General features: G+C 71.6%; 17 protein-coding genes and 2 pseudogenes. 12 read left to right on the top strand and 7 right to left on the bottom strand.

Annotated elements, in window-relative coordinates; genetic code table 11:
• Window positions 1–280: pseudogene (locus A5696_RS05515) on the top strand (hypothetical protein); the annotation flags it as partial.
• 15 nt (window positions 281–295) lie between these two features.
• Here A5696_RS05515 and A5696_RS05520 read toward each other — a convergent pair.
• Genes A5696_RS05520 through A5696_RS05530 form a run of 3 tightly spaced genes read right to left on the bottom strand, consistent with a single transcriptional unit; the run spans window position 296 to window position 3,483 of the window.
• Complete coding sequence (locus A5696_RS05520; RefSeq protein ID WP_067874644.1) at window positions 296–1,279, bottom strand: VWA domain-containing protein; 984 nt, start codon at window positions 1,277–1,279, stop codon at window positions 296–298.
• A 57-nt stretch (window positions 1,280–1,336) separates the two neighbouring features.
• Window positions 1,337–2,641 (bottom strand): primosomal protein, encoded by a 1,305-nt coding sequence (locus A5696_RS05525; RefSeq protein ID WP_067874648.1) that lies wholly within the window; start codon window positions 2,639–2,641, stop codon window positions 1,337–1,339.
• Window positions 2,642–2,676: 35 nt separating this feature from the next.
• A complete protein-coding gene (locus A5696_RS05530; protein ID WP_304442246.1) occupies window positions 2,677–3,483 on the bottom strand; it encodes an alkaline phosphatase family protein in 807 nt (268 codons plus the stop codon).
• A 168-nt stretch (window positions 3,484–3,651) separates the two neighbouring features.
• Between A5696_RS05530 and upp the strand changes: the two genes are divergently transcribed.
• On the top strand, window positions 3,652–4,275 hold the full coding sequence (gene upp, locus A5696_RS05535) for a uracil phosphoribosyltransferase (protein WP_067874651.1): 624 nt from the start codon (window positions 3,652–3,654) through the stop codon (window positions 4,273–4,275).
• Window position 4,276: 1 nt separating this feature from the next.
• Here the strand turns inward: upp and A5696_RS05540 are convergent.
• Together A5696_RS05540 and A5696_RS05545 are read right to left on the bottom strand one after the other, a co-directional pair.
• Window positions 4,277–5,767: pseudogene (locus A5696_RS05540) on the bottom strand (phospho-sugar mutase); the annotation flags it as partial.
• A gap of 13 nt (window positions 5,768–5,780) precedes the next feature.
• Complete coding sequence (locus A5696_RS05545; RefSeq protein ID WP_067874655.1) at window positions 5,781–6,587, bottom strand: purine-nucleoside phosphorylase; 807 nt, start codon at window positions 6,585–6,587, stop codon at window positions 5,781–5,783.
• Window positions 6,588–6,627: 40 nt separating this feature from the next.
• Between A5696_RS05545 and A5696_RS05550 the strand changes: the two genes are divergently transcribed.
• From A5696_RS05550 to A5696_RS05565, 4 genes are all read left to right on the top strand, one after another.
• On the top strand, window positions 6,628–7,293 hold the full coding sequence (locus A5696_RS05550) for a cutinase family protein (RefSeq protein ID WP_067874658.1): 666 nt from the start codon (window positions 6,628–6,630) through the stop codon (window positions 7,291–7,293).
• Window positions 7,294–7,329: 36 nt separating this feature from the next.
• Complete coding sequence (locus A5696_RS05555; protein ID WP_067874660.1) at window positions 7,330–8,514, top strand: amidohydrolase; 1,185 nt, start codon at window positions 7,330–7,332, stop codon at window positions 8,512–8,514.
• Window positions 8,511–9,680 (top strand): M20 family metallopeptidase, encoded by a 1,170-nt coding sequence (locus A5696_RS05560; RefSeq protein ID WP_067874662.1) that lies wholly within the window; start codon window positions 8,511–8,513, stop codon window positions 9,678–9,680. The genes A5696_RS05555 and A5696_RS05560 overlap by 4 nt, the downstream gene beginning before the upstream one ends.
• A 130-nt stretch (window positions 9,681–9,810) precedes the next feature.
• Window positions 9,811–10,692 (top strand): hypothetical protein, encoded by an 882-nt coding sequence (locus A5696_RS05565; protein ID WP_067874665.1) that lies wholly within the window; start codon window positions 9,811–9,813, stop codon window positions 10,690–10,692.
• 114 nt (window positions 10,693–10,806) lie between these two features.
• On the opposite strand, the gene A5696_RS05570 is transcribed toward A5696_RS05565, so the two are convergent.
• Window positions 10,807–11,286 (bottom strand): gamma-glutamylcyclotransferase, encoded by a 480-nt coding sequence (locus A5696_RS05570; protein WP_067874668.1) that lies wholly within the window; start codon window positions 11,284–11,286, stop codon window positions 10,807–10,809.
• Between the two features lie 106 nt (window positions 11,287–11,392).
• Here A5696_RS05570 and A5696_RS05575 point away from each other — a divergent pair, with 106 nt between their 5' ends.
• The 6 genes from A5696_RS05575 (at window position 11,393) to A5696_RS05600 (ending at window position 18,852) form a co-directional block, all read left to right on the top strand.
• Window positions 11,393–12,808 carry an NAD(P)H-quinone dehydrogenase gene (locus tag A5696_RS05575; protein WP_067874671.1) on the top strand — a complete coding sequence of 472 codons (1,416 nt, stop codon included), beginning with the start codon at window positions 11,393–11,395 and terminating at the stop codon, window positions 12,806–12,808.
• 56 nt (window positions 12,809–12,864) lie between these two features.
• Window positions 12,865–14,589 (top strand): glycerol-3-phosphate dehydrogenase/oxidase, encoded by a 1,725-nt coding sequence (locus A5696_RS05580; RefSeq protein WP_067874674.1) that lies wholly within the window; start codon window positions 12,865–12,867, stop codon window positions 14,587–14,589.
• On the top strand, window positions 14,586–15,464 hold the full coding sequence (locus A5696_RS05585) for a pseudouridine synthase (RefSeq protein WP_082968927.1): 879 nt from the start codon (window positions 14,586–14,588) through the stop codon (window positions 15,462–15,464). Before A5696_RS05580 ends, A5696_RS05585 begins: the two co-directional genes overlap by 4 nt.
• Window positions 15,465–15,500: 36 nt before the next feature.
• Entirely contained in the window at window positions 15,501–16,304 is an 804-nt protein-coding gene (locus A5696_RS05590; protein WP_067874682.1) for an MBL fold metallo-hydrolase, read from the top strand.
• A gap of 198 nt (window positions 16,305–16,502) precedes the next feature.
• Window positions 16,503–17,639: a PPE family protein gene (locus tag A5696_RS05595; protein ID WP_067874685.1), complete on the top strand. Its 1,137-nt coding sequence runs from the start codon at window positions 16,503–16,505 to the stop codon at window positions 17,637–17,639.
• Between the two features lie 70 nt (window positions 17,640–17,709).
• Complete coding sequence (locus tag A5696_RS05600; protein WP_067874688.1) at window positions 17,710–18,852, top strand: PPE family protein; 1,143 nt, start codon at window positions 17,710–17,712, stop codon at window positions 18,850–18,852.
• Here the strand turns inward: A5696_RS05600 and A5696_RS05605 are convergent.
• Window positions 18,841–21,186 carry a heavy metal translocating P-type ATPase gene (locus A5696_RS05605; RefSeq protein ID WP_067874691.1) on the bottom strand — a complete coding sequence of 782 codons (2,346 nt, stop codon included), beginning with the start codon at window positions 21,184–21,186 and terminating at the stop codon, window positions 18,841–18,843. The genes A5696_RS05600 and A5696_RS05605 overlap by 12 nt on opposite strands.
• Window positions 21,187–21,314: the final 128 nt, after the last annotated feature.

Here is a 21,314-nt window from a genome sequence, read left to right on the forward strand (position 1 = left end):
GCACCACCGCCCCGAGCAGCATCCAGGCGAGGCTGGCGTCGCCCTTCACGGTCTGGTAGCCGATCTGGCGCTGCAGGGTGGAATAGACCTGGTTGAGGGATTCCAGGCTGTCGGCGTGGAAGGCCTGGCCGTCGGTGATCTTGCAGATCTCCTGCAGCGCCAGATCGGCTACCAGACCGTGAAGGGCGACGCCAGCCTCGCCTGGATGCTGCTCGGGGCGGTGGTGCTGGCCGGCGCCATCCTGGCCGGGCTCGCCCTCAACAGCCGGCTGCCGTCGTAGGCCCCGCGCGGCCGCTCAGGTCGGCAATCGCCGGTTGATCAGCAGGGCCAGCGCCGTGGCGATCAGGGCGACGATGACGCCCAGGCGCAGCCACCCGGCGCTGCCGGGGCCGGGCACGACGCGGTACCCGATGTCGTTCTCGATGGCGCTGTAGCTCTTGTTGAGCTCGGCGATGTTGCTGGCGGTGTAGGACTGGCCGCCCGACAGCCGCGCGATGGTGCGCATCTGGTCCGCCGAGACCGGCACGGCGACCCGCTGCCCGTCCATCTCGATCTCGCCGCCCTTGGTGCCGAACGTGATCGTCGAAATGGGCACACCCTGGTCCTTGGCCAGCCGTGCGGCGGTGTAGGCGCCGTCGTGCGGGTCGCTGGGGTCGGTCGGCTTGTTCTCGCCGCCGTCGGACAGCAGCACGATGCGGGCCGGCGGCGGGGTGTCGCCGCTTGCGACCCCCGAGGCCGAAACCGCGTGCAGGGCGGTGAAGATCGCCTCGCCGGTCGCCGTGCTGTCGCCGAACTGAAGCTTTGTCAGCGCATCCAGCGTCGCCTGGTGCTGCGGGGTGGGCGGCACCAGCAGGTAGGGCGTCCCGGAAAACGCGACCAGCCCGAGATTGATGCCGGGCGTCAGCTGGCTGGCGAACTGGCCGGCGGCCTGCTCGGCCGCCTTGAGGCGGTTGGGTTCGACGTCGGTCGCCCGCATGGAGTTCGACACGTCCATGACCAGCACGACGCAGGCGCGGTTGCGCGGGATGCGCATGTCGTGCGTGGGGGTGGCGAGCGCGACGGTCAACAGCAGCAGGGAGAGCAGCGCAACGGCGATCGGCACATGCCGCCACCACGATTGCGGCACCGGCGACTCGGTGTACCGGCGCAGGCGCCGCCGGCGCCGGGCCTGTACCAGGATGTAGACCGCCAGCAGCGCCAGCGGGACCGCAGCGAACAGCAGCATGGCCGGACGCTGGAACCCGTACAGGGGCAGCGGGCCGATGCCGGGGAATGACACCTGCGCCAGTAAAGAGGAGACTCGGTGGCCCGTCAAACGCGGCGGGCGGTTCGCGCCCTATTCCCGCCTGAGCCGGCCCTCGACGAATTGCTCGAGCTTCTCCCACTCGCGTACCGCCGCGGCGTACGGGGGGCCGGGCTTGCCGACCGACTCGGGCTCCAGCACCGAGCCCACTAGCTTGCCCAGCGGCCGGCCGGTGTCGAGCGCCTTGTCCACCGCGGGATCCTCCGAGTAGTCGCCGATGTCGCGGAGCAGTTCGACGGCCAGGTCGAGCTGGTCGCGGTCGACCGCGTCCGGCCCCTCGGCGAAGTCGTCGGCCAGCCCGCTCAGCACGTAGACGTTGTCGTCGGTCACGTCGACCGCCAGCGAGCCGTCGGTGGCGGCGGTGCGGATGTCGTCGTAGGTGCTCAGGTCGGACAGGTCGTGGTCGTGCTCGTCGGCGAGGTAGCGCGCCAGCGCCCGCTCGGAGGTGAACACGCTGATCCGGCCGTTGCGGCCCAGGAAGATCGGGCGGTCGTCCAGGTAGCAGCGCAGGGTGTAGAAGGTGTCCGAACTCGTGATGATCCGAATCGGGTCGATGCCCACCTGGACCCAGAAGTCTTTGGCGCCGCCCAGCACGACGGTGTCGCCGGCCGCGCGGGCATCCTCCTGCTCCGCCGCTTCGTCTTCGGCGACGTCGGTCTCGTCCTCGTCGGGCTCCTCGGAGTCCCGGGCGTCCTCGTCGCCGGCGGCGGTGTCTTCGGCCGGCTGTTCGTCCTCGTCGGGCTCTTCGGCGAGTTCCTCGGCGGCCTTGGCCGCAACTTCCTCGTCGACCTCCGGGGTGCTGACGATGTCGTCGATCGCGCTGAGCACGTCGTCCCAGCTGCGGGCGATGACCTCGGCAATCGCGTTCCAGCGCTTCTGCCCCGCCTTCCCGGTGAAGGTGTCGATGCCGCCGGCCACCGTGCCCAGGCTGGGGTTGCCGTTGAAGAACTTCGCCACCGCCGCCAGCTCGCACACCGACCCGATCGACGACACGATCGCCAGGGTGCCCGCCAGCGCGGTGACCGATTCCTCGGTCGGCTTCTCCGACACCAGTTCCTCGACGGCGACCAGGTCGAATTGTTTGTCGTCGGCCGGCTCGAAGCGGTGCGCGTGCGCGGACGTCAGGTCCTGCCACGCCGGGTGGTCCACCAGGTCGTTGTCGTCGTCGGTGCGCACGAAGGCGACGAGGTCGGCGACGGTCTCGAACGCGTACAGGTCCTCGTCCTTGCCCAGGAACGCCTCCCACTCGTCGCCTGCGTCGCGCCAGCGGGGCGCCCACACGGTGTAGCGGTCGCCGGCGGACAGGCTCAGGCGGATGGGCACGAGGTCAGCAGCCATGCGGCACACAATAGCGACGCGCGGCGAAGCTGCGGCTAAGCGGCCCAGATGGTCGCGATGGGCGCGGCGCCGGCCGCGTAACCGATCTTGGGCAGCCCATACATCTGTTCCAGGGTGGACAGCACGCTGTAGTGGTTGATCTGCTCGTTGTAGGTGCCGGGCTGCACGTGCCCGCCGTAGATGATCGTCGGAATCTGGTTGCGCGGCCCGCCGTCGTCCTCGTCCCACGTCACGATGAGCAGGCTGTTGTTGGCCACCGCCCAGTTGGCGTAGCCGGACAGGTCCCGGCTCAGCCAGGCGTCGCCCTGCGCGATCGAGCCGTCGTGCATGTTGTCGTCGTTGTCGGGAATGACGAACGACACGGTCGGCAGGCCGGCGTAGTTGCCCATCGGAAACGCCGAGAACGGCAGCGAGTCGGCCGCCGGCACGTTGGTGAAGTTGGCCCACGGCACGTGCTTTCGCGCGTACTTGCCCGCGCTGCACACCGGCGAACCCGGCGCGGGCAGGCCCTCGGCGTAACCGGCGAAGGTGTAACCGGCGGACAGCAATTCGGAGGCCAGGTTGGGGGCGGCGCCGCCGTTGACCGGGCACGAGTCGCTGGTCACCCCGAGTGTGCTGCCGGCGAACAGCGCCAGGTAGTTCGGCTCGCTGGGGTGCGTTTCGGCGAACGACTGGGCCATGTTGGCTCCGCCCGCGGCCAGCGCGTTGATGAACGGCGCCGACTTGTTGCCGATGATGTGGGCCGCCGCGCGGTTCTCTTCGATGACGATCACCACGTGCGCGGGCTGCGGCAGCGCGGCCGCCGACGGCCCCACCCGGGGCGCCGACGGGATCGTCACCAGGGCCGCGAAAGCCGCCGCACCGGCCAACCGCAGCGCGCGATATGCCTTGTCCACCAACCCTGCCCGGTGCCGCACCCCGGGAGTATATGAGCGGATCCGGTCCGCGGGCGGCGCCGGCGCGAGCGTGTCTGCGTTGCTCGTCGCAATCGTTATATAGGGTCACATCTCGTGGACGTGCGCATCGTCGATCACCCGCTGGCGCAGGCGCGACTGACGGCATTGCGCGACAAACACACCGACAACGCCCACTTCCGCGCCGCCCTGCGCGACCTGACCGCCATGTTGGTCTACGAGGCCACCCGCGAGGCGGCCCGCGAAACATTTCCGATCCACACGCCGCTGGCCGAGACGCTCGGGGTGCGGCTGGCCAGGCCGCCGCTGCTGGTTCCCGTGTTGCGCGCCGGGCTGGGCATGGTGGAGCAGGCGCTCGCGCTGTTGCCCGAGGCCCGCGTGGGGTTCGTCGGCGTGGCCCGCGACGAAAAGACCCACCTGCCGAGCGGGTACATGGAGTCGCTGCCCCGCGACCTGACCGGGCTGCCGGTGCTGGTGCTGGATCCCATGCTGGCCACCGGCGGGTCGCTGACGCACACGATCGGGCTGCTGCACCCCCGCGGCGCGTCGGACATCACGGTGTTGTGTGCGGTGGCGGCGCCGGAAGGCGTTGCGGCGCTTGAGAAAGCGGCGCCGGAAGCGCGGCTTTTCACCGTCGCGGTCGATGACGGGCTCAACGAGATCGCCTACATCGTGCCCGGGCTGGGCGACGCGGGCGACCGCCAATTCGGGCCGCGCTAGCTCAGAAGCCGCGCACCTGCGCGGTCACCTCGTCGCGCAGCGCGCGGGCCCGGTCCCGGGCGGATGACAGGTCGTCGGTCGGTGCGCAGCGAATCTCGATGTAGCACTTCAGCTTCGGCTCGGTGCCCGACGGCCGCACCACCACCCGGGCCGACGTCTCCTGGTCGCCGCCGGCGAAGATCAGCGCGTCGCTGATGTCGTCGAGGGTGGCGGGGAAGTCCGCGAGACGGGCCGGCGGGGCGGCGCGCAGCCGGCGCATCAGCGCGTCGGCCTCGTCGGCGTCGGCGACGCGGCGCGACACCGCCGCGACGTCGTGCACGCCGTGGCGCCGGGCGAGGTCGTCGAGCCGGTCGGCCACTGAACGGCCCCGCGCCTTCAAAGTGGCGACCAGATCGCACGCCAGCACCGCCGCGCTGATGCCGTCCTTGTCGCGCACCGCATCCGGGTCGACGCAGTGGCCGATCGCTTCCTCGTAGGCGTACACCAGCCGACCGCCGGACACGTTCGCGTCGGCGCGGGCCAGCCACTTGAAGCCGGTGCGGGTCTCGACGTGCGTCGCGCCGTGGTGGGCGGCGATCGCGGCCAGCATCCGTGACGACACCAGGGTGCTGGCCACCACCGCCGACGCGGGATCGGGTTCGCGCGACAGGATGTAATCGCCCAGCAGCCAACCGGTCTCGTCGCCGGACAGCATCCGCCAGCCCGGCGCCGCGGGGATGCCGACGGCGCACCGGTCGGCGTCGGGATCCAGCGCGATCGCGACGTCGGCCGTCGTCTCGGCGGCCAGGGCGAGCAGCGCATCGCTGGCGCCCGGTTCCTCGGGGTTGGGAAACGCGACGGTCGGGAAATCGGGGTCGGGCGCGAACTGCGCGCCGACGGTGTGCACCTCGTGGAATCCCGCGCGCCGCAAGGTTTCCACGGCCACGGTGCCGCCCACCCCGTGCAAAGGTGTCAGCGCCACCCGCACCGAACCGGCACCCCGGCGCACCGCCGCCGCCCGGTCGACGTAACGCTCCACCAGGTCGGTCCGCGCGGGCGCCACCGGCTCGCGGGGGATCTCGCCGGCCGGCGGAGCGGCGGCCATCGCGGCTTCGATCTGGCGGTCGGTGGGCGAGATGATCTGCACGCCGCCCTCGAAGTACACCTTGTAGCCGTTGTCGCCCGGCGGGTTGTGCGACGCCGTGATCTGCACCCCGGCGGTGGCGCCGGTGCGGCGCACCGCGAACGCGACCACCGGCGTGGGCACCGCGCCGGGCAGCAGCAGCACCGAAAAGCCCTGCGCGGCAAGCACTTCGGCGGTCACCGTGGCGAAAGGCGCCGAGCCGTGCCGGGCGTCGCGGCCGACGACCACCGCGGAGTCCGCCAGGCCACGCTCGGTGAGCACGCGCGCCACCGCCCACGTCGCGCGCGCGACCACCTCGGCGTTCATGGCGTCGGGCCCGTCGCGCACCGGACCGCGCAGCCCCGCGGTGCCGAACCTCAGTGGACGGGCGGTTGTCACGTCGCTATAACCGCGCGACGACGTCGGCCAGCAGGGCGCCCATCCGGCTCGCCGAGGCGGCGCCGGCGGCCAGCACCTCGGCGTGGCTGAGCGGTTCGCCGCTGATCCCCGCGGCCAGGTTGGTCACCAGCGACACCCCCAGCACCTCGACGCCGGCCTCCCGGGCCGCGATCGTCTCGTGCACCGTCGACATGCCGACCAGGTCGGCGCCCAGCGTCTGCAGCATCCGCACCTCCGCGGGGGTTTCGTAATGCGGTCCGGGCAGGCCGGCGTAGACGCCCTCGGTCAGCGCCGGGTCGGCCTCGCGGGCCAGCTCGCGCAGCCGCGGCGCGTAAGCGTCGGTCAGGTCGACGAAGCGCGGGCCGACCAGCGGCGAGCGCCCGGTGAGGTTCAGGTGGTCGCTGATCAGCACCGGCTGGCCGGTCGCCATGTCCGGGCGCAGCCCGCCGGCCGCGTTGGTGAGCACGACGACCCGCACCCCCGCCGCGCAGGCCGCCCGCACCGGGTGCACGACGTGGCACAGGTCGTGCCCCTCGTAGGCATGCACGCGACCGACGAACACCAGCACCCGGTGGTCGCCGATGCGCGTCGACAGCAGCTCGCCGGTGTGCCCGACCGCGGTCGGTGGCGCGAACCCGGGCAGTTCGGCCTGTGGGAGTGTGGCGGTCGGGGAACCCAGCGCCGCCACCGCCGGCCGCCATCCCGACCCGAGAACGACGGCGACGTCGTGCTCGTCGACGCCGGTGCGCTCGGCGATGGCCCGCCCGGCCCGCCGCGCGAGGTCGTCGGGGTCGGACGCGGGCTCGCTCACACTGGGCGAGCCTAGCCCGCCGTATGTGAGGATCTGCCGTATGCGTCGTCGTTGGTGGTCCGTACTCCGCGTGGTCGTCACTGTCGCGGTCTCGGTGGCGGTGATCACGGGCGGCCCGGCTCCGGTGGCAGGAGCCGACGGGTGTCCCGATGTCCAACTCATCTTCGCGCGCGGCACCGCCGAGCCGCCCGGCCTCGGCGTGGCCGGCGATGCGCTGCTCGCGGCGCTGCAGTCGGCCCTCGGCTCGCGCAGCGTCGACGCGTACGCGGTGAACTATCCGGCCAGCTATAACTTTCTGACCACCGCGGACGGGGCCAACGACGCGCGCGACCACATCGCGCAGATGGTCGGCCAGTGCCCCGCCACGCGGCTGGTGCTCGGCGGCTTTTCACAGGGCGCGGCCGCGGTCTCGATGCTGGCGGGGGTGCCGCCGCTGGGCGAGCGCATCGGCAACTTCGGATCGGCTCCGGCGCTGGATCCCGGCCTGGCGAGCAAGGTCGCGGCGGTCGCGGTTTTCGGCAACCCCGGCAACCGCTTCGACACGCCGCTTTCGACGACGGGTCTGTTCGCCGGCCGCGCCATCGACCTCTGCAGTCCCGGTGATCCGGTCTGCGTCGTCGGCGGTCGCGACCGGGACGCGCACCACGACTACGGCGACCCGCCCTACCCCCGACAGGCCGCGGGATTCATCGCCGGACTGGTGTAGCCCAGACCCCTCAGGTCGCGGTGGGATACTGCGAGGATGCCCGCGACCGCATTGGACAGTGTTGAGGACGTCGTGCGGCGACGTGGCGCCGACCTCGTCGAGCTTTCCCACGCCATCCACGCCGAGCCCGAGCTGGCCTTCGCCGAGCATCGCAGCTGTGCGAAGGCGCAGGCGCTGGTCGCCGAGCGGGGCTTCGAGATCACCGCGCGGGCGGGCGGTCTGGACACCGCGTTCCGCGCCGACTTCGGCAGCGGGCCGCTGGTCGTCGGGGTGTGCGCGGAGTACGACGCGCTGCCGGAGATCGGGCACGCCTGCGGCCACAACATCATCGCCGCGTCGGCGGTGGGCGCCGCGCTGGCGCTGGCCGAGGTGGCCGACGAGCTCGGCCTGCGGGTGGCGCTGCTGGGCACTCCCGCCGAGGAGGCCGGCGGCGGCAAGGCGCTGCTGCTCGAGGCCGGGACGTTCGACGACGTCGCGGTGGCGGTGATGGTCCATCCCGGGCCGACCGACATCGCCGCGGCCCGCTCGCTGGCGTTGTCGGAGGTGACGGTGGACTACCGGGGCAAGGAATCGCACGCCGCCGTCGCGCCGTACCTCGGGCTCAACGCCGCCGACGCGCTGACCGTCGCGCAGGTGGCGGTCGGGCTGTTGCGCCAGCAGCTGGCGCCGGGCCAACTGGTCCACGGGATCGTCACCAACGGCGGGCAGGCCGTCAACGTCATCCCCGGCCACACGACCCTGCAGTACGCGATGCGGGCGCTCGAATCCGAATCGCTGCGGCAGCTGGAGGGCAGGATGTACGCGTGCTTCGCCGCGGGCGCGCTGGCCGCCGGCTGCGAGTACGAGATCGACAGCCCCGCGCCCCCGTACGCGGAGCTCAACCCCGACCCCTGGCTGGCGGACGTGTTCCGGGAAGAGATGCGCCGGCTCGGCCGCGAGCCGGTGGCGGCCGAATTCGAGACCGGGCTGCCGATGGGCAGCACCGACATGGGCAACGTGACACAGGTGCTGCCCGGTATCCATCCGGTGATCCGCGTCGACGCCGGCGGTGCCACGGTGCACCAACGCGCCTTCGCCGCGGCGGCCGCCGGCCCCAGCGCCGACCGTGCCGTGGTCGACGGCGCAATCATGTTGGCGCGCACCGTCGTTCAGCTCGCCCAGACCCCCGGTGAACGCGACCGGGTGTTGGCCGCGCAGGAGCGGCGAGGGGCGCGGGCATGAGCCTCGTCGACAGCGCCGAGTCGTGGCTGGCCGCTCACCACGACGACCTGGTCTCGTGGCGCCGGCACATCCACCGCTACCCGGAATTGGGCCGGCAGGAGTATGCGACCACCCAGTTCGTCGCCGAACGGCTGGCCGACGCCGGGCTGAACCCGAAGGTGCTGCCCGGCGGCACCGGGCTGGTCTGCGACATGGGGCCCGAGCACGAGCCGAGGATCGCGCTGCGGGCCGACATGGACGCGCTGCCGATGGCCGAGCGGACCGGCGCGCCGTACACCTCGACGATGCCCAACGTCGCCCACGCCTGCGGGCACGACGCGCACACCGCCATCCTGCTGGGCACGGCCCTGGCGCTCGCGTCCGTGCCGGAGCTGCCGGTCGGGGTGCGGTTGATCTTCCAGGCCGCCGAGGAATTGATGCCGGGTGGGGCGATCGACGCGATCGCGGCCGGGGCGCTGTCCGGGGTGTCGCGGATCTTCGCCCTGCACTGCGACCCCCGGCTGGAGGTCGGCAAGGTCGCGGTCCGGCAGGGCCCGATCACCTCGGCCGCCGACCAGCTGGAGATCACCCTGTATTCGCCGGGCGGGCACACCTCGCGGCCGCACCTGACCGGCGACCTGGTCTACGGCCTGGGCACGCTGATCACCGGGCTGCCCGGGGTGCTGTCGCGCCGCATCGACCCGCGCAACGCGACGGTGCTGGTCTGGGGCGCCGTCAACGCCGGGGTGGCCCCCAACGCGATCCCGCAGACGGGCGTGTTGGCCGGCACCGTGCGCACCGCGAGCCGCCAGACCTGGGTCGCGCTGCAGGACATCATCCGCGAGACCGTGACGGCGCTGCTGTCGCCACTGGCGATCGAACACACGCTGCAGTACCGGCGCGGGGTGCCCCCGGTGGTCAACGAGGACATCTCGACGCGCATCCTCACCCACGCCATCGAGGCCGTCGGCCCCGAGGCGCTGGCCGACACCCGGCAGTCCGGCGGCGGCGAGGACTTCTCCTGGTATCTGGAGGAGATTCCGGGCGCGATGGCCCGGCTGGGCGTGTGGTCGGGCGAGGGGCCGCAGCTGGACCTGCACCAGCCGACCTTCGACCTCGACGAGCGGGCCCTGGCGATCGGCCTGCGCGTGATGGTCAACATCGTCGAGCAGGCGGCCCTGTTCTAGCCGCTTCTGCCGCGCTCCCCTCCCCGCGAGCGTGCGTGTTTGTACGGCGACACGCCGTTGCAGTCGGCATTCTGTGCACGCTCGGCGCAGTGAATTGTGGGGAAGCCGCGGTGCCCAGACGATAGCCCGCATGCATGCAGGGCTCAGTCGATTGCTGGACACGCAAGGCGGAGTGGTGACAACCGCGCAGGCGTTGACGTTCTTGAGCCGCCGCGGGCTGGAAGCGGACCTGAAATGCGGTGTGCTGCAAAAAGTTTGGTATGGCGTCTACGGCCGCGGTGAAATCACCGACGCGCTGCGACTGCGCGGGTTGGATTTGGCGACGGGAACGACGATCGCGGTCTGCTTAAGCACCGCCGCGGCGATGTACGGCTTCGACACCGAACGGACCGCTGATCTGCACGTGCTCAATCCGTCCGGTGGGCAACTGCGGTCGTCCGGCGGCCTCGTCGTGCACCGGCGGGAAGGGGCGCCGTTGGCCATGGTCGGGGGACGCCCCGTCACCGCGCCCCCGTGGACGGCGATCGAGGTCGCCCGCAGCCTTCGTCGACCCAGAGCGCTGGCGACACTGGACGCCGCGCTGCGCAGCGGCACCTGTAGCAACGAAGACCTTCAGCGGGCCGTTAGGCAGCAATCCGGCCGTCGCGGGATCGTGACCGTGCGCGAATTGCTGGGACTGGCCAGCCCGCTCGCTGAGTCGCCGATGGAGAGTGAGGCACGGCTGGTCATGATCGACGGCGGCCTGCCCTGGCCTGTGCTGCAGTACGAGGTCCTGGACCTGCATGGACGTCTCTGGCGACTCGACTTCGCGTGGCCGGTGCGTCGGGTCGCGGCGGAGTACGACGGCATCGACTGGCACAGCGGGCCGGACGCGTTTCTGCGGGACCGCCGCCGTTCTTCGGCCCTTCAACAGCTGGGGTGGGTGGTAGTGCCCATCATCGCGGAGGACGTGAGATATCGACCTCGCGAACTTGTCCGCCGGCTCGAGACGCACTTGCGAAAAGCCGCGTGACGCAGCGACGAGGGTGCGCAGAATGCCGGCTGGTGCGGCGTGTCGCCGTACAAACACGCACGCTCGCGGGATGGGGCTCGCGCGATGGGGGCTCGCGGGGCCGGCCGCCCTGTTCTAGCCGCTGGTCCCCGGGCCGACGTTGCTGGCCGGCCGGTTGCGCAGGTCGCTCACGTAATCCTCTGGCGCACCGGCGATCTCGGCGGCGTCGGCCATCACGCCGAGGTAACGCGCCGACGGCAGCCCGCCCTCCCAGGCGTCGAGCACGTACAGCCAAGCCAGCACCGGGTCGATCGTGGTGTCCGACGAGATGCGCTCCACCCGGCACCGGATCTTCTTGTGCACCCCGAACTCGGAGCCCTCCCATCGGTCGAGGTTCGCCTCGTCGGCCGGCGTCATGTCGTAGAGCACGACGAACACCTTCGAACCCGGGTCCTCGACGATGGTCGCCAGGGCCCCTTCCCAGCCGATGTCCTCCCCGCCGAACGTCAACCGCCACCCGTGCAGCCAGCCCGTCCCGGCCATCGGCGAGTGCGGCGCGCGCTTGAGCATCTGCTCGGGATCCATGTTCGACCCGTACGCGGCGTAGATCGGCACGGAAGAAGCTTAAACGTCGGAACCCCGCGAGGTATTCACCCGAACGTTTCGTGGGCCTCACGCCGCAGCGCGGCGCGCATCGTCGGCGGGCGATAGGTTAGGGCGTGTGGTGACCCGCATCGTGATCCTCGGTGGGGGGCCGGCCGGTTACGAAGCCGCTCTGGTCGCCGCCACCTCACATCCAGACACAACCCACGTCACCGTGATCGACTCCGAGGGCGTCGGCGGCGCCGCCGTGCTCGACGACTGCGTGCCGTCCAAGACGTTCATCGCCTCCACCGGGCTGCGCACCGAGCTGCGCCGGGCCCCGCGGCTGGGCTTCGACATCGACATCGAGGACGCCAAGATCTCGCTGCCGCAGATCCACGCCCGGGTGCGCACGCTGGCCGCCGAGCAGTCGGCCGACATCACCGCGCAGCTGCTCGGCGTGGGCGTGCAGGTGGTCGCGGGCCGCGGCGAGCTGATCGACCCGACGCCCGGGCTGGCAAAGCACCGCGTCAAGGCGACCGCCGCGGACGGCACGACCACCGAGCACGAGGCCGACGTCGTGCTGATCGCCACCGGCGCCAGCCCGCGGATCCTGCCGTCGGCGCGGCCCGACGGCGAACGCATCCTGACCTGGCGGCAGCTCTACGACCTGGAGGCGCTGCCCGAGCACCTGATCGTGGTGGGCTCCGGGGTCACCGGCGCCGAGTTCGTCAGCGCCTACACCGAGCTGGGCGTCCAGGTCACCGTGGCGGCCAGCCGCGACCGGGTGTTGCCCTACGAGGACGCCGACGCCGCGCTCGTCCTGGAGGAGTCGTTCGCCGAGCGGGGCGTCAAGCTGGTCAAGAACGCCCGCGCCGAGTCGGTCACCCGCACCGATGCCGGGGTGCTGGTCACCATGACCGACAGGCGCACCGTCGAGGGCAGCCACGCCCTGATGACCATCGGCTCGGTGCCCAACACCGGCGGGCTTGGGCTGGAACGGGTCGGCATCGAGCTCGGGCCCGGCGACTACCTGCGCGTCGACCGGGTGTCGCGCACCTCGGTGCCCGGCATCTACGCCGCGGGGGACTGCACGGGGCTGCTGCTGCTGGCGTCCGTCGCGGCCATGCAGGGCCGGATCGCGATGTACCACGCGCTGGGCGAGGGGGTCAGCCCGATCCGGCTGCGCACGGTGGCGGCGACGGTGTTCACCAGGCCGGAGATCGCAGCGGTCGGGGTGCCGCAGTCGATGATCGACGACGGCTCCGTGCCGGCGCGCACGATCATGCTGCCGCTGCGCACCAACGCGCGGGCCAAGATGTCGGGGCTGCGGCAGGGGTTCGTCAAGATGTTCTGCCGGAGATCCACCGGCGTGGTGATCGGCGGCGTGGTGGTCGCGCCCATCGCCTCCGAGCTGATCCTGCCGATCGCGGTCGCGGTGACCAACCGCATCACCGTGAACGAATTGGCTCAGACGCTGGCCGTTTACCCCTCGCTGTCCGGGTCCATCACCGAGGCCGCGCGCCGGCTGATGGCACACGACGATCTGGATTAGCGCCTAGCCTGGGAACCGCACACCTACCGACGAGTAACCGGACAGGAGAGCCCGCAGTGAGCGACCCGATCGACGCGCTGGGACCCCAGCAGCGCACCGTGGCCTGGGAGCGGCTGGGCGCCGAGCAGTTCGACGTCGTGGTCATCGGCGGCGGCGTGGTGGGCTCCGGGTGCGCGCTGGACGCCGCCACCCGCGGGCTCAAGGTGGCCCTGGTCGAGGCGCGCGATTTCGCGTCGGGCACCTCGAGCCGGTCGTCGAAGATGTTCCACGGCGGGCTGCGCTACCTCGAGCAGCTGGAGTTCGGCCTGGTGCGCGAGGCGCTGCACGAGCGTGAGCTGTCGCTGACGAAGCTGGCGCCGCACCTGGTCAAGCCCATGCCCTTTTTGTTCCCGCTCACGCACCGGGGGTGGGAACGTCCCTACACCGCCGCCGGCATCTTCCTCTACGACCGCCTCGGTGGCGCGAAATCCGTTCCCGCGCAGAAGCATTTGACCCGGGCCGGGGCGTTGAGGCTGAGTCCGGGCCTCAAGCGCACCTCCCTGATCGGCGGGATCCGCTACTACGACACCGTCGTCGACGACGCCCGCCACACCATGACGGTCGCGCGCACCGCGGCGCACTACGGCGCGGTGGTGCGGTCGTCCAGCCAGGTCGTCGCGTTGCTGCGGGAGGGCGACCGGGTGACCGGCGTGCGGGTCCGCGACTCCGAGGACGGCTCGATCACCGAGGTCCGCGGGCACGTCGTCGTCAACGCGACCGGGGTGTGGACCGACGAGATCCAGGCGCTGTCCAAGCAGCGCGGGCGGTTCCAGGTCCGCGCGTCCAAAGGCGTGCACATCGTGGTGCCGCGCGACCGCATCGTCAGCGACGTCGCGATCATCCTGCGCACCGAGAAGTCGGTGATGTTCGTCATCCCGTGGGGCAACCACTGGATCATCGGCACCACCGACACCGACTGGAACCTCGACCTCGCCCACCCCGCGGCCACCAAGGCCGACATCGACTACATCCTCGGGACGGTCAACACCGTGCTGGCCAACCCGTTGACGCACGCCGACATCGACGGCGTGTACGCCGGGCTGCGCCCGCTGCTGGCCGGTGAGAGCGAGGAGACCTCCAAGCTGTCCCGCGAGCACGCCGTGGCGGTGCCGGCGCCCGGGCTGGTCGCGATCGCGGGCGGGAAGTACACCACCTACCGGGTGATGGCCGCCGACGCGATCGACGCCGCCGCGCAGTTCGTTCCCGCGCGGGTGGCGCCGTCGATCACCGAGAAGGTAAGCCTGCTCGGCGCCGACGGCTACTTCGCGCTGGTCAACCAGGCCGAACACGTCGGCGCGCTGAAGGGCCTGCACCCGTATCGGGTGCGCCACCTGCTGGACCGCTACGGGTCGCTGATCGGCGAGGTGCTGCAGCTGGCGGCCGAATCCCCCGACCTGCTCAGCCCGATCAAGGAGGCGCCGGGCTATCTGCGGGTGGAGGCCCTCTATGCCGTCACCGCCGAGGGTGCGCTGCATCTCGAGGACGTCCTGGCCCGCCGGATGCGCATTTCCATCGAATACTCGCACCGCGGTGTCGACTGCGCCCGCGAGGTGGCCGAGGTGGTGGCGCCGGTGCTGGGCTGGAGCGCAGAGGACATCGACCGCGAGGTCGCCAACTACACCGCGCGGGTGGAGGCCGAGATCCTGTCGCAGGCCCAGCCCGACGACGTGTCGGCGGACGAGCTGCGGGCCAGCGCCCCCGAGGCGCGCGCCGAGATCCTCGAGCCGGTGCCGCTCAGTTGAGGCCCGCGCCGCTTCCCGTGCGCGACGGGCTGGGCCCGGCGCGGGTTCGGCTGCGCGGCGGATCGGTGTTGGCGGAGCTGACCGCCCGGTTCGGCGCGCGGGTTGTGCACGGACCGGTCGTCGACGCCGACGGCGTGGTGGTCGACGAGGCGACGGTACTGCCCGCGGGTTCCCACGTGTTCCTGTATCGCGAGCTGCCGGTTGAGGTTCCGGTGCCGTTCGACGTTCCGGTGCTGCACCGCGACGACGACATCGTCGTCGTCGACAAGCCGCACTTTCTGGCCACCATGCCGCGGGGGCGGCATGTCGCGCAGACCGCGCTGGTGCGGCTGCGCCGCGAACTGGGCCTGCCCGAGCTGAGCCCGGCGCACCGGCTGGACCGGCTGACGGCCGGGGTGCTGCTGTTCACGGTCCGCCGCGAGGTGCGCGGCGCCTACCAAACGCTGTTCGCGCGCGGGTTGGTCGCCAAGACGTACCTCGCGCGGGCCGGCGTCGACCCCTCGCTGGCTTTCCCCCGGGTGGTGCGAAACCGGATCGTCAAGCGCCGCGGCGTTTTACAGGCGGCCTGCGAGCCGGGTGTGCCCAACGCGGAGACGCTGGTAGAGCGCGTCTCGCCGGACGGCCTGTACCGGCTCACCCCACGCACCGGGCGCACCCATCAGCTGCGGGTGCACATGGCCTCGCTGGGTCTGCCGATCGAGGGCGATCCGTTGTATCCCAACGTGATCGACGTGCCCCCGGACGACTTCAGCGCGCCGCTGCGGCTGCTCGCCCAGCGCATCGAGTTCGACGATCCGGTCACCGGCGTACGCCGGGAGTTCGTCAGCCGGCGGCCCGGCCCTGACCACCCCGACGACGAACCGCTGCGCTGCTGACCGCGTGAACAACGCGGGACCGGGTAGCCCGCGGTCATGGAGATCACCGTCACCTTCGTGGGCAACGCCACGACGCTGATCGGCGCCGGCGGGCTCACGCTGTTGACCGATCCGAACTTCCTGCACCGCGGCCAGCACGCCTATCTGGGCTACGGGTTGGTGTCCAAGCGGCTGCGCGAACCGGCGCTGAGCGTCGACGAGCTTCCGCCGGTGGACGCGGTGGTGCTCTCCCATATGCACGGCGACCACTGGGACCGGGTGTCGCAGCAGGGCCTCGATCACCAGCTGCCGATCATCACCACCCCGCACGCGGCAAAGCGGCTGCACCACCGTGGCTTCGGCCACGCGCTTGGCCTGTCGACGTGGCAGCGACACACAATCACCAAGGGCGGCAACACGATTCACATCACCTCACTGCCCGGACGCCACGCGCCGCTGTGGACCCATCGGCTGCTGCCGCCGGTGATGGGCACCATGCTGGAATTCGTGTCGGCCGACCGCTCGGTGCGCCGGCTCTACGTTTCCGGCGACACCCTGCTCGTCGAGGAGCTCGACGAGATTCCCGTGCGCTTCGACTCGATCGACGCGGGCGTGCTGCACCTGGGCGGCACGCGGCTGCCGGCCGGCGGGCGGCTCCCGTTCGGGCTGACGGTGACCATGGACGGCCGCCAGGGTGCGGAGCTGGTGGCAAAGCTGTCGCTGCCCAAAACGATCCCCGTCCACTTCGACGACTACAGCGTGTTTGCCTCCCCGCTGGGGGACTTCGTCACGGAGATGAAGCGCCGCGGCATGGGCGATCGAATCATCGAATTGGACCGCGGTGCAACAGTGACCGTGTGACTGGCGCCGGGCCGCCCAGCTGCTGATTTACTTCGCTGGCTAACCTCGTCGGTATATCGTTCGTCTCGTCCGGTACTCGAACGAAAGGTGATCGGGGGGCCACCCGTGAGGCGTCGACGTGCATTGTTTCAGCGCAGGTCACGGTGTGGTCAGCGCGACTTTGCTGGTTCGTTGCCCGCATACGGAATGTGAGATGTCATGGATCTTCTAGCGCTGCCGCCCGAGGTCACCTCGGTGCTCATCCACTCCGGACCCGGAGCCGGCTCGCTGCTCGAAGCGTCCGCCGCCTGGCAGCGCCTGACCACTGAACTGGAGAACTCGGCAAGCGTCTACACTTCGGCGTTGTCGACCCTCAGCGAGTCGTGGAAGGGTCCCTCCTCGGCGGCGATGGTCGAGGCCGTCCAGCCCTACGTCACCTGGCTGCGGAACACCGCCCAGCAGTCCCAGCAGCTGGCCGAGTCGACCCAGGCCGCCGCGGCGGCGTTCAACTCCGCGCAAGCCAGCGTGGTGCAGCCCGCGGCGGTCGCCGCCAACAGGACGCGGCTGGCGCAGCTGATCGCCACCAACGCGTTCGGCCGCAACCTGCCGGCCATCGCGGCAGCCGAAGACCAATACCAGGCCATGTGGGCGACCAACTCCGCGGCGCTGAGCCGCTACCAGGCGGCGACGACGCAGGCGCTCGACCTCCAGCAGTTCCTGTCGCCGCCCGCGATCACCGATGCCGCGGGGACGGCGGCGCAGGCCACCGCCACGTCCGCGGCCGCCGCCACCCCGGCGCAGTCGGCGATCGGGGATTTGTTGAACGCGCTCAACAGCCCGTTCGGCTTCGACCCCAACGTCGGGTGGTTCGGGCTGGCCAACACCTGGGGGAACCAGTTCATCTCGTCCGGGTTCCCCATCAACCTGCTCAGCTACGTCGCGCAGAGCACCTCGGCCCAGGCGCTGCAGAGCGTGGGCGGCGACATCGGCCAGGGCCTGTCGGAGGGCGAGTCGGCGCTGGGGGCGGCGGGGGCCGAACTGTCCGGCGCGATCCGGGGCATCGGGTCGGCTGCGCCCACCGCGCAGCTGGCCGCGGGGGTGTCGATAGGCAAGCTGACCGCGCCGCCCGCGGTGGTGGGGCTGCTCCCGGCCTCGCAAACCCCGGTCCAACTCGCCTCGGCCGCCTCGCCGCTCGACGGCGCCGACGCCGGGTTCCCGATGCTGCCGCCGTTGATGCCGCCGCCCATCTCGGCGGGAAGTGGTTGGCGCAAGAGGAAACAACCGACTCCCGAGGAACTCCAGGTTGGCGCGGAGGTCAAGGGGAAAGTGATGCGCCCACCGCCGTCGGCGGGATGAGGGACAAACCGAAATGTCCTGCCGCGTAAGGCAGTTGGAAACTGCCACAGAGTTGGCGGGTTGACACGTCATGGACTTCGGGACGTTGCCGCCAGAGATCAGCTCGGCGCTGATCCACTCCGGACCGGGTGCCGGTTCCCTGATCGAGGCGTCGGCCGCGTGGGAGCGGCTGGGCACTGAGCTGGAGGAGTCGCTGCCGGGCTACGCCTCGGTGCTCTCGTCGGTGACCGAAACCTGGCAGGGCCCGTCCGCGACGGCGATGACGCAGGCCGTCGAGCCCTTCCTGTACTGGTTGCGCACCACCGCGCAGCAGTGCGAGCAGGTCTCGTCCTCGCTCCAGACCGTAGCCGCGGCATTCGAATTGGCTTGCCGGACAGTGGTTTTCCCGGTCCAGGTGACCGCCAACCGGACTCGGTTGGCCCAGCTGATCGCCACCAACTGGCTCGGCACCAACTCCGTGGCCATCGCCGAGACCGACGCCCAGTACGAGGGCATGTGGGTGAACAACTCTGCGGCGATGTACCGCTACGCGGCAACCTCGGCGCAGGCCACGCGGCTGTCCCAGTTCTCGTCGCCCCCCGTGATCGTCAATCCGATCGCGGCGGCCGCGCAGGCCGGCGCCGCGCCCGCCGCCGCGGCCGCCACCCCGGCGCAATCGGCGATCGGGGACTTCCTGACGTCGATCCTCAGCTTCCCCGGCGGCTTCAATCCCCAGAAGGGATGGTTCGGGCTGGCCCAGACCTGGGGGAACCAGTTCATCGCGGGCGGGATTCCCATCAACCTGCTCAGCTATCTGGCGCAGCTGAGTTCGGCGCAGTCGCTGCAAAGCGTGAGCGGGGACATCGGCCAAGGCCTCTCGGAGGGCGAGTCGGCCCTCTCGGCGGCCGGGGCGGATCTGGCCGGCGCGGTGCGGGCCGCCGCATCGGGGGCGGCGCCCGCGGGGGCTTTCGGCGTGGGGGTTTCGATGGGCGGGCTCAAGATGCCGCCGGCCGTCGTCGGCATGCTGGCCGCCGCGAAGACGCCGGTGCAACTGGCCGCCGCGGTGTCCCCGCTGCCGGCAAGCGAATCCGGGTTCCCCTTCATGCCGCCGCCGATGATGCCGCCGGTGACGCCGCGGGACAAGAAGAAGCGCGAGGCGGGCAAATACGACGACATCGAGATCGGGCTGGAGATCAAGGGCACCTTCATGACCCGGCCGCCCTCAGCGGGATGACGCCCCGGGTTCGTCGGACTCGGCGGGCTCGTCCGGGGCGAGGGTGAAGTAGTTCTCCTCCTCCTGCACGAAGTGCAGGCGCAGCAACGCGTACAGCCCGTAAAGGCAGGCGAGCAGGTCGTCGACCTGGTCCGCTCCGATGGAGCCGCAGGCCTGGGCCAGCTCCAGGTGCGCGCCGATCCGGTCCGACAGCCGTTGTATCTCGGCGTGCGTGCGGCTCATGGTGGCGGTGGCCTCACCGGTGCCGAGCGGATTCGCCAGTGCCGGATAGAGCTGGCTTTCCTCGGCGCGTTCGTGCGGCAGGATTCGCTCGACGAGCAGGGCATGGGCGCGGGTGATCGCCTGCAGCGCGGACTCATCCGGCGCCGCGGCCAGCCGGTCGGCGGCGTCGCGCAGCAGCCCGACGGCGTCGCGTAGTTCGTCGTGTTCGGCGTCGAAGCGGCGCAGCATCCGCTCGGTCTCCTCGGGCAGGTCGACCTCGAGGGACGGGTTGCCGCGCAGGGCCCGCAGCGCGTTGACGATCACGGCCACGTCGATGCCCTCCTGCAGCAGCGCGCCGGCGGCCGGCGGCAGCCACCCGAGGGCGGCGACGGCCATCGCGGCCAGCGACAGGCCCATGCCCACGACGGCGCTCTGCACGGCGATGTGCCGCGACCAGCGGGCGATGTCCATCGCGTCCGCCAGCCGCTCCAGCCGGTCGGTGGTCAGCACGATGTCGGCGGCCTCCGAGGAGGCGGTGGCACCGCGGGCGCCCATCGCCACGCCGACGCCTGCCGCGGCCAGCGCGGGGGCGTCGTTCACGCCGTCGCCGACCATCACGGTGACCGCGCGGCCTTGTTCGGCGCGCACGGCGGCGACCTTGTCGGCGGGGCTCTGTTCGGCGTAGACGTCGTCGAGCCCCAGGACGGCCGCGACCTCGCGGGCGGGCTCGGCCCGGTCGCCAGTGAGCATGACCAATCGCCGCAACCCGGCGCCGCGCAACCGGCGCACCGTCCGCGGCGCGTGGCGGCGCAGGGGGTCGCGCAGCAGCACCGCGCCGGCCGGTCGGCCGTCGACGCAGACCCAGGCGATCGCGGCGGTGTCCAGCAGGGCCCGGTTCACCGCGGCGCGGGCCCAATCCGTCGACATATCGCCGGCGAGCTTGCCGACGTAGATCCGCTGCCCCCCGGCGGTGCCGGTGACGCCCCGGCCGGGTTCCTCGACGACGTCGGTGGCCAGCGACAGCCGCAGGCCGCGGCCGAGCGCCTCGGTGACGATCGCCTCGGCGAGCACGTGCGGCGACAGCTGATCGACCGAAGCGGCCAGCCGCAGGATGTCGATGGCGTCGCGCCCCGGCGCGGCCGCGACGTCGACGACGACCGGGCGCCCCATGGTCAGGGTGCCGGTCTTGTCCATCACCAAAGTCGTTGCGTGGCCCAGGTTTTCGAGCGCGGCCCCGCCGCGGACCACCACGCCCCGGCGCGACGCGCGCGACAGCCCCGACACGATCGCCACCGGGGCCGCCAGCAGCAGCGGGCACGGCGTGGCCACCACCAGCACCGCCACCGCCCGCACCGCCGACCCGCTGGCCAGCCACGCCCCGCCGGCCACCGCGAGGGCCAGCGGCAGGAACCACGCGGCGTAGCGGTCGGCCAGCCGGACCACCGGCGCGGTCTGCGCCCCGGCCTCGGCGGCCAGCCGCACGATCTGCGCGTACGTGCTGTCCTCCGCCGTGGCCGTGGCGCGCATCTCGAACGCGCCGCCCGCGTTCACCACCCCGCTGCGCACCGGTTCGCCGACCCCGCGCTCCACCTGTAGCGGCTCGCCGGTCAGCACCGACTCGTCGAGCACCGCCGCCGCGCTCGCGATGCGCCCGTCGACGGGCACCACCTCGCCGGGGCCGACGACCAGCAGGTCGTCGATCGCCACCTCGCCCAGGTCGATTGTGGTCACCGCCGACCCCTCGCGGCGGCGGGCGAACCGCGGGGCGTGTTCGAGCAGGGCCCGCAGGTCGTGCGACGCGCGGCGCTCGGCGGCCGCCTCCAGCGCCCGGCCACCGGCCAGCATCACCGAGATCAGCGCGCCGGCGAGGTATTCGCCGACCAGCAGCGTGCCGACCAGCGACAGCACCGCGATGAGGTCGACCCCGAACCGGCCGTGGCGCAGCGCGGCCAGCACCCACACCGTCGCGGGAACCAGGCCGACCACCGTGCCCGCGATCCAGCACGCGTCGGCGACGTCGCGCGCCCCGGCCAGCCAGGCGATCCCGCCCGCTGCCAACGCGCCGGCGCTCAGCGCCACCAAGACCGCAAATCCCTTGCCGCCCACACCATTCCCTTCGAGCAAACAGGCCATGACCAGCGTGAACCTGCAGCGACGGGTTGACTAGGGCCGGGTGTCACTTCACGGTCACATCTTGGGGCCGGCGATTGCGGTTACCAGTGCCACTCGAATTGAGGACTCAGGTCACTAGAAAGGTCAAC

It is taken from the genome of Mycobacterium sp. E2699 (assembly GCF_001666745.1).
Classification (GTDB): domain Bacteria; phylum Actinomycetota; class Actinomycetes; order Mycobacteriales; family Mycobacteriaceae; genus Mycobacterium.

What these genes read in the sequence shown, in the direction of transcription:
- A5696_RS05560 (WP_067874662.1), top strand. Translation starts at nt 8,511, where the DNA reads ATGAGCCTCGTCGACAGCGCCGAGTCGTGGCTGGCCGCTCACCACGAC.
- A5696_RS05605 (WP_067874691.1), bottom strand. Translation starts at nt 21,186, where the DNA reads ATGGCCTGTTTGCTCGAAGGGAATGGTGTGGGCGGCAAGGGATTTGCG.
- A5696_RS05550 (WP_067874658.1), top strand. Translation starts at nt 6,628, where the DNA reads ATGCGTCGTCGTTGGTGGTCCGTACTCCGCGTGGTCGTCACTGTCGCG.
- A5696_RS05590 (WP_067874682.1), top strand. Translation starts at nt 15,501, where the DNA reads ATGGAGATCACCGTCACCTTCGTGGGCAACGCCACGACGCTGATCGGC.
- A5696_RS05595 (WP_067874685.1), top strand. Translation starts at nt 16,503, where the DNA reads ATGGATCTTCTAGCGCTGCCGCCCGAGGTCACCTCGGTGCTCATCCAC.
- A5696_RS05555 (WP_067874660.1), top strand. Translation starts at nt 7,330, where the DNA reads ATGCCCGCGACCGCATTGGACAGTGTTGAGGACGTCGTGCGGCGACGT.
- A5696_RS05600 (WP_067874688.1), top strand. Translation starts at nt 17,710, where the DNA reads ATGGACTTCGGGACGTTGCCGCCAGAGATCAGCTCGGCGCTGATCCAC.
- A5696_RS05565 (WP_067874665.1), top strand. Translation starts at nt 9,811, where the DNA reads ATGCATGCAGGGCTCAGTCGATTGCTGGACACGCAAGGCGGAGTGGTG.
- A5696_RS05525 (WP_067874648.1), bottom strand. Translation starts at nt 2,641, where the DNA reads ATGGCTGCTGACCTCGTGCCCATCCGCCTGAGCCTGTCCGCCGGCGAC.